Source organism: Vibrio sp. SCSIO 43132 (genome assembly GCF_019904195.1).
Classification (GTDB): domain Bacteria; phylum Pseudomonadota; class Gammaproteobacteria; order Enterobacterales; family Vibrionaceae; genus Vibrio; species Vibrio nigripulchritudo.
The window spans coordinates 3,704,938-3,718,748 of record NZ_CP063199.1 but is presented as its reverse complement, the minus strand read 5'-3'; the positions used below and the strand labels follow the sequence as shown (position 1 = coordinate 3,718,748).

General features: G+C 49.4%; 10 protein-coding genes. All 10 read right to left on the bottom strand.

The annotated features are described in order from the left end of the window. Nucleotides 1-7: 7 nt before the first annotated feature. The 10 genes from INR79_RS16825 to INR79_RS16780 all read right to left on the bottom strand — a co-directional run bounded on the left by INR79_RS16825 (nt 8) and on the right by INR79_RS16780 (nt 13,780). Nucleotides 8-271 carry a DUF4212 domain-containing protein gene (locus tag INR79_RS16825; protein WP_004402000.1) on the bottom strand — a complete coding sequence of 88 codons (264 nt, stop codon included), beginning with the start codon at nt 269-271 and terminating at the stop codon, nt 8-10. Nucleotides 272-483: 212 nt separating this feature from the next. Beyond that, nucleotides 484-1,119 carry a response regulator gene (locus INR79_RS16820; protein WP_022551786.1) on the bottom strand — a complete coding sequence of 212 codons (636 nt, stop codon included), beginning with the start codon at nt 1,117-1,119 and terminating at the stop codon, nt 484-486. A 161-nt stretch (nt 1,120-1,280) separates the two neighbouring features. Then, nucleotides 1,281-2,357: an ABC transporter ATP-binding protein gene (locus INR79_RS16815; RefSeq protein WP_223095211.1), complete on the bottom strand. Its 1,077-nt coding sequence runs from the start codon at nt 2,355-2,357 to the stop codon at nt 1,281-1,283. Nucleotides 2,358-2,372: 15 nt separating this feature from the next. Beyond that, nucleotides 2,373-4,121 (bottom strand): ABC transporter permease, encoded by a 1,749-nt coding sequence (locus INR79_RS16810; protein ID WP_004401997.1) that lies wholly within the window; start codon nt 4,119-4,121, stop codon nt 2,373-2,375. Between the two features lie 132 nt (nt 4,122-4,253). Further along, the gene (locus INR79_RS16805; RefSeq protein ID WP_022596213.1) at nt 4,254-5,594 is read right to left on the bottom strand and encodes an ABC transporter substrate-binding protein; all 1,341 of its coding nucleotides are present in this window, start codon (nt 5,592-5,594) and stop codon (nt 4,254-4,256) included. A 219-nt stretch (nt 5,595-5,813) separates the two neighbouring features. After that, nucleotides 5,814-7,166: a sigma-54-dependent transcriptional regulator gene (locus tag INR79_RS16800; protein ID WP_223095209.1), complete on the bottom strand. Its 1,353-nt coding sequence runs from the start codon at nt 7,164-7,166 to the stop codon at nt 5,814-5,816. Beyond that, nucleotides 7,148-9,163 carry an ATP-binding protein gene (locus tag INR79_RS16795; RefSeq protein WP_223095207.1) on the bottom strand — a complete coding sequence of 672 codons (2,016 nt, stop codon included), beginning with the start codon at nt 9,161-9,163 and terminating at the stop codon, nt 7,148-7,150. The genes INR79_RS16800 and INR79_RS16795 overlap by 19 nt, the downstream gene beginning before the upstream one ends. Continuing rightward, nucleotides 9,160-10,377, bottom strand: a complete 1,218-nt coding sequence (locus INR79_RS16790; RefSeq protein ID WP_262415358.1) for an ABC transporter substrate-binding protein — start codon at nt 10,375-10,377, stop codon at nt 9,160-9,162. The genes INR79_RS16795 and INR79_RS16790 overlap by 4 nt, the downstream gene beginning before the upstream one ends. 118 nt (nt 10,378-10,495) lie before the next feature. After that, a complete protein-coding gene (locus INR79_RS16785) occupies nt 10,496-12,274 on the bottom strand; it encodes a protein-disulfide reductase DsbD (RefSeq protein ID WP_410482903.1) in 1,779 nt (592 codons plus the stop codon). Between the two features lie 204 nt (nt 12,275-12,478). Continuing rightward, nucleotides 12,479-13,780 carry an anaerobic C4-dicarboxylate transporter gene (locus INR79_RS16780; RefSeq protein WP_223095201.1) on the bottom strand — a complete coding sequence of 434 codons (1,302 nt, stop codon included), beginning with the start codon at nt 13,778-13,780 and terminating at the stop codon, nt 12,479-12,481. Nucleotides 13,781-13,811: the final 31 nt, after the last annotated feature.

Genomic DNA, 13,811 nt, shown 5'->3' with positions numbered 1-13,811 from the left:
CGACTCCTTACTCGTCCACGTCAAATTCGCGGTCTATCTGACGCATCTTCCACGCATAGTAAAAAATAATGCCGAGGAAGCAGTAAATTGAACCTTGTTGTGCAAACCAGAAACCAAGCTTATATCCGCCCAGTTGGAACTGATTCAACGCATCTACAAACAAAATGCCACAGCCGAATGACACGACAAACCAGATCGCCATCAGGGTGATCATCAGTTTTACGTTTTTATCCCAGTAGGCCTTTGCCCGTTCTTTGTTTTCGAACGCCATTGCCGTCTCCTTACGATATATGATTGCTCTTCATTACATGAACAGCTCGTTGTTAACGATTTGTATCAGGATTTACAATAGCAAGATGGTTTCAAGAACTCTTTTCTACTTTAGTCTGTGCGGGAAAATACAAAAGCCCCCTAGAAACGGGGGCTTAGAAGAAGGCATTCCAAAAAATGAGATGTTAACACATTGTTAACTTAGCCAAAGGTCTAAGACTCAGGCTCCATTTGTTGAAGAAGAATGACGGCTTGAGTTCGGTTTTTTACCCCAAGCTTTCGGAAGATGGCGGTCATGTGCGCTTTGATCGTGGCTTCAGAGACATTGAGCTCGTAAGCAATCTGCTTGTTCAGCAAACCATCGGAGAGCATGCCTAATACGCGGTATTGCTGTGGTGTCAGAGTAGCGATTTTTTCGCTGAGTTCGTTACAAGCTGCGTTGTTAGTGATCATGCCTTCAGGAAAGAAAGGTTCGCCGTTAAGGACCTGATTAAGCGCAGAAACCAGTTCGCGCATGTCGCTGGATTTCGGGATAAAACCAAATGCACCATGGCTTTTCACCTGCGTAACCACGCTAGGTTCTTCACTGGCAGAAATCACCACAATAGGAAGATCGGGGTGTTCTGCACGTAGCTGGATCAACCCCGACATACCGTTGGCTCCGGGCATTTTCAGATCGAGCAACAAGAGATCGGGTTCCTGCTCTTTTTCGAGCAGAGAGAGAAGGGCATCCAGTGAGTCCGCTTCGAGCAGATTTGCGCCACTGATCGCCATATGCACCGATTGAAATAAGGCATTTCGAAATAGAGGATGATCGTCAGCGATCAGGATGGTGTAGGTCGAGTCCATGACGTTAAGTACTCTTTAACAGACAGTTAATTTAATTATTATCACTTGCTTGATGATTCAACAACAAATAAGCCCTTATTCTCTGATTTTTCTTCTGAAAATGTGAAAGAGCCAGACTGAAAAAGCCCGACTCTTTGTTAATTGATAGTAATGTCAAATAGTTAGCTCAAAGCCACGATTTCATCCGGGTTCAACTGAAGTAGGATCGGCGCCCCATTTTTCAGGTGTGTCGTTCCTCTTAGGTGCGGGTCATCCACCATTAACATTTGTCCGCCGACATCAATGCCGTAGCGTACTAAATGACCCAAAAATTCCCGATGTTTTACCTTGCCTTCGAGCTTGATGGCGTTTGAATCCGGTGCAGAGTGGCAGATCTCCAGGCTTTGTGGGCGAAAAACAAGAGACAACTCTCCTTTGGCGTCAGACTGATAAGGGAACTGAATGCCCCCGTCCGACTGGAACACGCTGCCATCATTGGATGACATGACTTTGCCGTTGAGCACATTGGCTGTGCCCAAGAAGTCGGCGACGAACTTATTCGCTGGGTTGTCATACAATTCAATGGGCTCTCCAACTTGCTGGATCACGCCCTGATCGAGCACCGCGATGCGATCGGAAATCGTATTAGCTTCTTCCTGATCGTGAGTCACGAAGATCGTGGTTAATCCCAATTGCCTTTGTAGATCAAGAAGATCACGTCGCATCTGCTCACGTAAATTGGCATCCAGGTTGGAAAGTGGCTCATCCAAAAGCAACACTCTTGGCTCTACCACCACAGTGCGGGCAATGGCAACACGCTGTTGCTGACCACCCGAGAGCTGAGACGGGCGTCGCTCTGCAAGGTGAAGCAGACCAACCAAATTTAACGCTTCGTCCACCCGGTTTTTGATTTGGTTTTTCGGTACTTTTCGCTCTTCCAGCCCGTAAGCTACATTTTGGCGTACTGTCATATGTGGCCAGAGCGCGTAGCTTTGAAACACCATGCCGACGTTACGCTTCCATGGCGGCAGTTCAATCACGTTTTCATCACCCAATAAAATCTCTCCATTGGGAACGGGACCAAACCCCGCAATGGCGCGTAATAAAGTCGATTTACCTGACCCGGATGGTCCGAGAAAAGCGAAAAACTCGCCGGGTTGAATGTCTAAATTCACGCCTTTCAGCACTTCGGTTTCGCCAAATGCCAAGGTTAAGTCTTTGATGGTAATGCCAACTTGCTGGCTGTTTTCTAAACTCATGGGAAATTCCTTTTCTTAATGACTCTTTTCGCCGTGAGCCTGGCGAGTGCGTTCAACAATGGTGTGGGACAGGTAAGTCGCGAGACCGACAATTAATACGGCAATCACACCCAGTGCGGCTCCAGGACCACGCCCGGCGGCGCTTTGCATAAAGATGTACAAGCCGTAAGCCAGTGGTGCATCGGACTCCTGTGCCACCAGCATAATCGTGGCAGAAAGTTCGACCGCTGCCGTGGCGAATGCGGTGACAAAGCCCGCCAGAATACCGGCTGCCATTAATGGCACCACAATGCGACGAATGGTGGTGGAGCGAGTGGCTCCAAGGTTTTCTGAGGCTTCTTCCAGAGATGGGCTGACTTGCTGTAGAGCGGCAACACAAGATCGCAGTGCATACGGAAGACGTCGTACCGACAACGCGATCACGATGATGCCCCACCAGGTTGCCATTGAGGTGCCGACAATCGGCAAGTCGACATCGTAGAAGGTACGCAAATAGCCAATGCCGAGAACCACGCCGGGAACGGCCAGTGCTGCCATTGCGCCGAAGTCGAGCCACTTTCGCCCCACCATTTTGGTGCGCCATACGAGGTAGGCGATCGCGGTACCTAAAATCACATCAATGATGCCTGCCAGACCCGCATACAACAGCGTGTTGGTGATGAAGTCGGAAGCTTGGGTAACTGCTGTCGCGTAGTGGTCAATGGTGAAGCCATCCGGTAGCGGGCTAAAGCTCCAGATGGTGCCGAAAGAGAGCAACAACAGGGCAAAGTGTGGCGCAAGCACCAGCATCAGAATCAGCGCAATCACGGCATAACAACCCACCATTTCCATTGGGCGAAGCTCGCGTTTCGACAAACCGCCACCGCCTTTCTGAGTGGTGGAGTAATCTTTGCCTTTTAGTGCCTGGAAAGAAACCCAAAGCGCGAATACAGAGAAGGCCACCAGAATCACGGAAATCACGTAACCCATTGGGTCAGAAATACCCACAGAGGAAATACGAAGGTAAGCCTGCGGAGCCAGCATGTCGTTGACGTTGAGCAGAAGCGGGGTACCCAAATCATCGAACACTTTAACAAACACCAGAGATGCCCCAGCGACATAACCGGGCATGGCCAGTGGGAAGACGATTTTTCTGAACAGCTTTAAACCGGAAGAACCCAGAGACTGTGCAGACTCTTCCATCGAGCGGTCGATGTTCTGCAACGCGGCAGACAGGTTGATCAGAATGAAGGGAAAGTAATGGACACTCTGTACGAAGATGACGCCATTCAAGCCTTCCATCACTGGAATGGTGAATCCGAAATACTCATCCAGCAGCAAGTTCATGGTGCCGTTTTCACCAAACAACAATTGCATCGCTACCGCGCCGATAAACGGCGGCATGATAAGTGGAACAATGCCCAGTGTCTGAATCAACACTGTGCCTTTAAACTGGAAACGGCTGGTGAAATACGCCAGTGGCATGGCAATCACTGATGCCACGATTACCGACATAAAGGCGACGTAAAAAGAGTTAAAAAACGACTCCTGAAACAGGGTAGAGCTAAAGAAGTCCTGAAAATTCACCAAAGAAAAACTGCCTTCCTGATCCTGAAAGGCGACAAAAATGACCTTAAGGACAGGAACGAACAGAAACGTGATGATAAAAAGCGCGATGATGGCGGCTGCGAGATACAAGCCCCAGTCTTCCCGAATTTTTTTCAATACACCGCGACTGCCGGGCTTAGTGCCGTTTTTTGTCTGCGAGAGAGAAACACTACTCATAAGAAACTCCGTGTTCTTGAGATTAGGTCAACAGATCCTAGGCTCGAAAAATAAGAATCCCCCCGGCACCGCGTAATTACGCGGCGCCGACCTACAAGTTGGGGGAATCAGATAAAGAGAAGTAAGGTTTGTTTACAGCATATCGAGCGCTTGTTCGGCAAGTTCTTCGGCTTTCTCGTAGTTGGCAACCACCTGGTTATCCCAGGATTGTTCGATTTCTGCCTGACGAGCGCCGACCTTGTCAGTTTTCTTCTTACGCTTTTTAGTGAAAATGCCAGAGAAGTCCGGATCGCTGGCTTGCTCTGCGGTAATTGGCATTTTGTTGATTAACGCTTTTGCCTGAGCAACCAGTTCCAATGCTTTCGTATTGTTCTTAGCTTTGGCCTCAGATTCGGCTTCCTGAATCGCTTTGGTGGCGCTTCGAAGTTCATCCATGCGGTAGGTGATCATCACATCGAACAGGCTGTTCACCACGTTGTAGCGTGATTTTGATAGGTTTAGGTCGAAGTCGACGGTACCCAGTTTTTCGCCCGTGAATGGGTTAGGGAAGCCAGCCGGTGTGCTCGCGTAAACCGCTGGATTGACGGGTAAACGCTGAATCTTTTTATCCAGTAACAATGCCTGACCTTCGTCAGAAAGCAGGAAGTCGATAAAGGCGCTTGCTGCTTCTCCGTTAGGGGCATTTTTGACTTTACCCACGTTGGCAGGCACCAATGCCGTTACCGTTGGGTAGTGGAAATCCACCGGGAACCCCGTTGCTTTGGAAGATAAACCAAAGAAGTCAATCACAATGCCAACACCAAATGAGCCGCTGTTTACGCCATCTGGTACCCCGAAACTGCGCTCAGTGACCACGCGGAAGTTACCAGAAATGGCTTTCATGGTTGCCCAGCCGTCTTCCCAGCCTTTGCCCTGCAAAATGGCTTCAACCGTTAAGTGTGTTGTGCCTGAGCGGGACGGAGCTGACATACCAACGTGCTTGTGATAAATCGGATCCGCAAGATCTTCCCACTCTTTCGGAACGGGTAACTTTTTGGCTTTCATGTAACGTTCGTTCCACATCATGCCATAGCCAGAAAGGGCGAAACCTTTGTAGTAGCCATCTGGATCATTGATGGGGAAAGAGCCCACTTTTTCAGGAATGCCCGTGACCGAGGATTGGTACTGCGCCAACAAATCGTTGTCTTTCAGCACTTCAAATGCGTCGGGGGCAGATGCCCAGAAAATGTCAGAGCTGTTGCGAGATGAGGTTTCCTGAAGGTATTTAATGCCGGATGTGGTTTTCTTTTTCAGGATTTCGACCTTCACATTCGGGTATTTTTTCTCGAAGGCTTTTTTGTATACGTCCGTTACGTCGTTGGAAAACGAGGTGACGATGACCAGATTCTTATCCGACATTGCGAAAGCAGAGGTACTGCCCATTGCGAACATCATTGCGCTGGTTAGCGTCAGCAGTTTGATTCCATGTTTCATTGTGCACTCCATATTTATTCACGTCATTGTTATGTACGTAGGGTTATCCGTGTGCCAGTTACCGATAAATAACCGGGTAACTGGGTATAGATATTCCAAATGTTGTGCCAATGTTAAATTTTGGTTAAGTGTCTAATTTAAAATGACTTTGGCTTTCACCAAAACTTGTGGATGTGTCATTGAGAAGAGAATGTGATCCGTGAGTAGGTCATTTTTGACCTACTCTTCTAGGGTGGAATCTGTGGTGTAGTCTTCCTTCTTTAAACCGAACTTTTTCATTCTGAGGTAAAGGTTTTTACGGGGAATGTCCAAATGCTCGGCGGTATCGCCAATATGACCTGAAAACTGGGTCAATGTATGGTGAAGAACGGAGAACTCAAACTGGGTCAGCTGATGCGCCAGACTGTGGCATTCCTGCTGGTTGTTGGTGAAAATCAGATCGGATATTCCCAGCACAATTCGGTCGGCTTCGTTCATCAGTTCACGCACATTGCCCGGCCAGTCATGGTTCATCAAATGTTGAAAATGCAGCGGGGTCAGAGCGGGGGCTTTCTGATTTAACCGCTTTTCCGCTTCATGAATAAAATGCCCAAGAAGGACTGGAATGTCCGACTTTCGCTCTCGCAACGGTGGAATATCCAGTGTTGCGACATTCAGTCGATAGTATAAATCCTGTCGAAATTCGCCCTTCTGAGAGAGTTCGAACAGGTCACCTTTGGAAGCAGACAACACCTTAAGGTCGACGCTTACTGTCTGGTTGCTGCCCACGCGTTCCAGTTCGCCTTCCTGAATTACCCTCAACAGCCGTATCTGAGCAGACAACGGCATGCTTTCGATCTCATCCAGAAACAGAGTACCGCCCGAGGCGTATTCAATTTTTCCGATGCGCTTTTTGCTTGCGCCAGTAAAGCTTCCGGCTTCATGACCAAAGAGTTCGGATTCAATCAGGTTTTCCGGCATCGCGCCGCAGTTGATGGCGACAAAGGGTTTATTGTTGCGTTCCGACTGGCTGTGCAGCGTGCGCGCAATTTTCTCTTTTCCGGTGCCAGTTTCCCCATTAATCACAATATTGACGTCGGCGTTTGCCAGCGTGATCAGCCTCGTTTTGAGCTTTTTCATTGAGTCAGATTCGCCAATCAACAGCTCATCTAGAGTAATAGTGCGCGGGTGGTTTTGCTTAAGGCGGCGGTTTTCCAGCGTCAGCTCTCGGTGTTGAATCGCTTTGGTGACCAGGCCAACCAGATGCTCCGGTCTGAGAGGTTTTTCGACAAAATCAAACGCCCCAAGTTTAATGCATTGCAGCGCAGTTTCGATGTCTGCGTGACCAGAAATCAGAACCACAGGCAGATCGTTATCCAACTGCTGTAAATGCTGGAGAAAGGTCATGCCATCCATATTGGGCATACGAATGTCAGACACCACCACACTGTTACTGTTGTACTGAATACAGGGCAGCGCTTTGTCTGCCGAGGCAAAAGCAGTCACCGACATGCCATTGAGCTCCAGAATTTCGCTCAGGCTTTCTCTGAGCTCTTTGTCGTCCTCCACCAGTACTACATGGGTTTGAGACATAGGGTGACCTCCGTGCCTTGATTGGGTTGGGATTCAATGGAAATGGTGCCGCCAAAATCCTGAATGATATTGTGAGTGATGGACATGCCCAGCCCCAGTCCGCTGCCCACATCCTTAGTGGTGTAAAAGGGTTCGAATATCTGATTCAGTTGTTCTGGGTGCATACCGCAGCCATTGTCATAAACATGAATCACTACATTGTCTTGGTTTTGGGTGGCAGAAATACGTATCTGAGGGGCAAACTTTTGATTTTCGGGCTTTTGGTCTTTGATTCGGGTTTGAATGGCGTCCAGACTGTTGCTGATTAGGTTAACAAAAACCTGCTCCAGCCGAATGTCATTGGCGCTGACCGTTAAGGTTTCTTCGACATCGATAGTTATCCAATCAGCGGGGAGGCTTTCAGTAAACAGCTCCATGGCGTTAAGTGCGATCTTCTTAACGGGCGTGCGCTGGGTTATGTCATCGGTTTTTCGGGCAAAGGACTTCAGGTGCTGACATAGCTTGGTGGCGCGGTCAGTAATCTTATCGATACGAGTCAGCTTGTCTTTTGCCTGTCCAGGCTGGTTTTTCTCCAGATACTGCACTGCTAGGTAGCTATTCGAGCGAATGGCAGCAAGGGGTTGGCTGAATTCGTGAACTATTCCAGAAGTGAGTTGCCCGAGTACTGCCAGTTTCGCCGCCTGAACCAACTCTTCCTGAGTGGCTTTGAGATCTTGTTCTGCCAGCAATCGCTGCTCGATTTCATCCACTAGTTGTTGGTTTTTCTCTTCCAGTGCTCCGGTTCTTTGACGAAGCTGCATGGCAGTTTGGTTAAACACATTGGTGGCGTGCGCTAGTGAGGCGACTTCATCTTGCCCAGAAATCGCCAGAGGCGTTTGCAGTTCACCCTGTGCCAGGTGTCTCATGCTGCGCAGCACGTTGGCAAGGCGGTTAAGAAGCTGATTTTTCAGATAAAGGGCAACAAAAACCGTCAGCACCGCGATGACCAGAATGGTGAAATTGAGCTGGCTGCGACTGGTATTAACGATGTGCGTGATTTGCTCGGCGGTTTCGGTTGCCTGCTTTTCCGCTTCGCTAACGGTTTGCGAAACGATAAGCCGAATGTCTTGCAGCAGCAGTTGGTTTTCTTCGAGTAGCTCCTGATTACCTTCATCCAGCGACAGAACCCGCAGTGCTCTTTGGATGGGGGTATCGCTGCCACTGATATATTTATCAAGGGCAGAGGCGATCTGGCGAATGGTGACCGTACTGGGCATGCTTTGCAGCGTGCTGGTTTGCTCTGAAATTGTCACCATGGTTTCATCAATCATGCTTTGCGCCGCAAGGATGTCGGTGCGATTGGAAAACAGAGACACCCGCTGAAGTAAGTCCAGCACAAGGTTCACGTCTGCTTCCAGTTTGAGAAGCTGGCTTTGATTATGAGTTTCGGATTTGAGGGTGCTGAATTCGCCGGACGACAAGCCATTTTTCTTTTGCAGCTTATCGAGCAACAAATCCAGATTGAACTGGCTCTCTTCGGTCAGTGGTATCACCTCATCGACAAAATCGATCTGTGTCCAGTACAACTGTTTCCTTCGTCTTTGCTGCTGTTCCTGAATCAGCAGTTTTTGTTCGGTGTTGGTGTAGATCTGGCGAACGTTTTCTTTTAATTCTGCCGCCAGCTTGAGCATCTTTTTATGGTGCTCTGGCGAGAGTTTCTCCGGATTAAACTGGCTGAGCTTAGGGAGGGCTGTGTCCAAGCGCGCATTGGCCGTTTGCAGAGCCTGAGTCGATTTCGCCAGTGCCAAATTGGTGGCGTCGGTGGTGATTTGCCCGCCTAATTCGGCAAACCTGGCTGCGGCAACCATCACTGGCAACTGCTTTTTCCCCCAGGTTTCAGAGGATGTCGCGAGATTTTGCAAGGTGATGGAATTCGATACCACCATGGCGATGGCAAGCCCACCAAGGACCATAAACAGAGCAAAGATTCGCAATGCAATACTGTGGCGTTTTTTCATGGGGAAACCTCCGCGAGAATACGCTCTAGCGTGGTGATGCCTTTCGCCATCTGTTTACTCATTTGGTCTTGCCATAGCCCAGTAATGCGTTGGTAAAAGTCTTCATAGCGATTGGTCGTACTTAGCTTCTCGTTTAGCGTCGGGTCGGCAGCAACGTCTTCTTCAACGGGGATTTGACTGATATCTGCCAGCACCTGAGCGAGCTGTTTCTGCTGAACACTAGACAGCGGATGCTGGTGGACCTGATACCACAGCCGCCAGAAACGATGGAGATCATCCAGCCGGTGGGTGATCCACTGGTCAAACAAGGCATTCACCGTGTGGTAGCGGCTGGCAGACAGCTGGCTATTGAACGCGGAAGTGCGACTTTTGGCTGCCATTTCAAGCCCGGTCTGGTTGGGAATGCGATTTACGCTGGGCAGGGAAAGCAAAGCTTGTCCGTTTTCTGACAGCAGAAATTCAACAAACACGTTTCTTGAACTCGGTTTTTCCTGCTTTGTGAGCCCAATTTGCGCTGGAATCAAAGGCGTATCAGGAAACGGGTGAAAGCCGACAGGAGCCTGACTAGCAAGAGCGCTGCGATAGAAGAAATCGACCACTGGAGCAACGGTAAAACGCTGTTTAATGATGCCTTCGCGCACACCAAAGCTGCGCGCTGTAATGGTGGATAAATTCCCTCCGAGTTTGAGCAAAAGCCGCCAGCCTTCATCCCAACCATATTGCTGGAGGACGAGTTCAATCACTAAGTGGTTGGTGCCCGAACGCGACGGGGCGCTCATGGCAACCTGGTTTTCAAATAGCGGGGTGGTCAGGGTTTCCCAGGAATCGGGTTCAGGAAGGTCGAGCGCTGCCAGCCTGTCGGTATTCCAGAAAAAGCCAAACTGCGACCAAGCAAAGGTGTGACTTTGCTGAATGAAGCCCTGCTGCTCTAGCTGCGCCATGGCATCGGAGGAACTCAGCCAGATAAGATCGGGTTGTGGTGATCGCTGCTGCACCAGATGCGCCATGAGTGCAGGCGTTTTTTTGTTGATAAAGCGAATCGGGTGCTCGGGATATTGAGTGGAAAAAGCTTGCTTAATGGGTGAGTAAAAGCTTTCAGGAAATGACGTCAGTACAACGATGTTTTGCGGAGAAGGCTCTGGGTTTTGTGCAATAGAAGGCGATGAGAACAAGGTCCCCAAGTGAACGAGTAGCGCAAGAACAATCCATTTCATGACAATAAACTCAATGTATCCATTGAATTCATTATGTTGAAAATTTGAGCTTTTAACAGAATCGAAACAAAAAAATGTGAGCCTGAAAATCAGGCTCACATCGGAATTCAGCTAGGGTTTAAAGCGCGTTTAGGTGGGCTAAAAACGGCTCTGCGGGCATAAAACCAGTTAATCGGGCATTCGGGATGTATTCGCCGTTTGCATCCCAAAATTCGATGGTAGGTAAGCCCAGTACTTCCAGTTTTTGCAGCAGCTCGATGTCTTCTGGCATGCTACGAGTCACGTCTGCCTGAAGCAACACGTAACCTTGCAGTTTGGCTTCCACTTCTGGTGCGTGGAAGGTGTATTTTTCAAACTCTTTGCACGCCACACACCAGTCTGCGTAGAAGTCCAGCATCACTGGTTTACCCGCTTGCTTAGCCGCGGCTAATTCTGATTCTAAATCGGCAAGGTTTTTAATGCGTTTGAAGGCAACCGTTGGCTCGGCTTGTGCGACGGCTGATGGGTTCCACCATTGTGAAATGATAGGCTGTGCAGAAGCGACCAGACCCAACACCGCAACAATACCGACCACGCTTTGTTTCCAGCCACCAAACGGCAGGCTGTTCTTAGCATGGTAAAGCCAGCCAAATGCGGAAAGCCCAAGTACGGACCACATAATTTGTGTCCAAAGTTCAGGCAGGATTCGCTCCAGCAGGAAGATAGGTGCCGCAAGCAGAATAAAGCCGAACATCACTTTCACGCGATCCATCCAGCCACCAGCTTTAGGCAGAAGCTTGTTACCAAATACGGCAACCGCAATCAGCGGTATACCCATACCCAGCGCCAGTGCGTAAAGTGCAACGCCACCCGTAAGCAGATCGCCACTTTGCGCCACGTAAAGCAGTGCGCCAGAGAGTGGGGCAGTGGTGCATGGAGAACACACCAGACCAGAGATAGCACCCATGGCAAACACACCTGCGTTGCTGCCGCCCTGTTGTTTGTTGCTGAGGTTGTTAAGCCAGGTTTGCACGCCACTTGGTAGCTGCAAGGTATACACCCCAAACATCGACGCCGCGAGCGCGATGAACAGCACGCTCAAACCAATCAGTACGTAGTGATGTTGCATGGCTGCCTGAAATTGCAGACCGGCTGACGCAACCACTAAGCCCAGTAGCGTGTAAGTGAGCGCCATTCCCTGCACGTAAACAAACGATAAGCCCAATGCGCGTTTTTGACTGATCTGACCACCGCCCAGCACAATACTGGTCAGGATGGGGTACATCGGCAATACACATGGCGTAAAGGCTAAGCCTACACCCAGTGCGAAAAACAGCAGTGGCGTCCACCAGCTGTTAGCCAGTTTGTCGGCAAAACCGGACTCTTGAGACTGAGTGATAGTGGAACGTTCTTGAGCTTTTGGCGCAGAAGCAGTTGGGGTGTCAGACCCGCCAGTAGAGGTAAACGCAGAAATCGGCACCGTGCGAATTTCAGGTGGGTAACAGAACCCTGCCTTGGCACAGCCTTGGTACCGCACTTCCAAAAGTGCGTCTTTAGTAGCGGAAATCAGCGGTACAGTAACCGTTAGTGGTGTGGTGTATATGCGAACATCACCAAAAAACTCATCCTTATAAGGCTGACCGTCGCGCATTTCAATCGCGCCGATTTCAGCACCGTTGGCGGTGACTGAAATGCGCTCCTGATACAGGTAGTATTCGTCTTTAACCTGCCATTCTAGGCGAACGCGATCATTGTCCTGAAAAAAGTTGAACGGAAACGCTTCGTCAACCGGGACAAACTGATTCGGAGAAGTATCAAAGCTTGGCGTAAATCCCTGAGCATTATTGGAAAACAGCTCAGCTGAAACGGGAGTCGTTATCGACAGGCTGACCATCAGCCACAACAAAAATGATCGCAGAGTTTTCATCACGTTACTTGTAAGAAAAGGAATACCCTATCAGACCCGATAGCGGCGTAATAAGTTTCATCATATCAGCGATTGGCAGAAGAAAACATTAGGCAGATAAGGTGAGGATTCATAAGTTGAGAACAGTTGCTCAAATTGAAAATGAAATATGAAAAAGGGAAGCATTGCTTCCCTTTTCTTAATCTTCACAGCTTGTTAGATGAGTATTCCACCAAATGCGAAGCCGAGAGCAACCGCCGTGACGATAGTGACCACACCCGGAATGAAGAACGGATGGTTAAACACCCACTGACCGATTCGAGTTGAACCCGTATCGTCCATTTCTACCGCCGCCAGAAGCGTTGGGTAGGTGGGCAATACAAACAATGCGCTGACCGCAGCGAAAGACGCCACTGCCGTTAGCGGAGCAACACCAATGGCAAGCGCCGCTGGCATCAGAGCCGTTGTGGTTGCGCCTTGTGAGTAAAGCAGCATAGAAGCGAAGAACAACGTAATCGCCAGCATCCACGGGTACTGTTCCAGAATGTGTGCAGACAAGTCTTTGATCTGATCAATATGGCTGGATACAAACGTATCACCCAGCCAGGCGACACCCAGAACACAGACACAAGCACTCATACCAGACTTAAACGTCGCAGCATTGGCAATCTTAGAGGCATCGATTTTGGTGATCATCACAATCGCTGTAGCAGCGGTCAGCATCAGAGCCATAATGGCCTGGTTACGACCGATCGCCGGATCTTCAATCAAACCCACAGCGTTAGAAATCATGGTCGCATACGCCACAACGGCGATGATTGCGGCGAAGAAGATGTACACCGATACTTTGGCTGTTGGCAGAATTTCACGCTTTTGCGTACCCTGCATCTTGATTAAACCTTTCGCCAAACGATCCTGATAGATTGGGTCGTCTTTCAGTTCGCTGCCTAAGAAATTAGAAACGAACGCACCCACCATACAGGCTACGAAAGTGGTTGGGATACAAACCGCGAGCAGAGTGAGATAGCCCACCCCGAGTGGTTCAAGAATGCCTGAAAAGAACACCACTGCCGCAGAAATAGGTGAAGCCGTGATGGCGATTTGAGAAGCCACAACCGCAATCGAAAGTGGGCGTGAAGGACGAACCCCCTGTTCTTTGGCGACTTCTGCAATAACTGGAAGCGTCGAGAACGCAGTGTGACCCGTACCTGCCAGCAAAGTCATCAGGTAAGTGACCACTGGTGCGTAAAACGTAATGTGTTTTGGATTCTTTCGAAGAAACTGCTCAGCCAGATCGACCAGCCAGTCCATCCCCCCTGCGACTTGCATTGCTGCAATCGCTGTAATCACCGAAGCGATGATTAAGATAACGTCTACTGGGATGCTACCAGCAGGCACACCCAGAACCATGGTTAACGCCACTACACCCGCACCGCCAGCAAAGCCGATACCGATGCCCCCAATCCTCGCACCTAAATAGATAAAGAGCAGGACTACTAACAACTCGACCATAATCATACGTCGTACCTTATCTTAAAATCCCAAATGG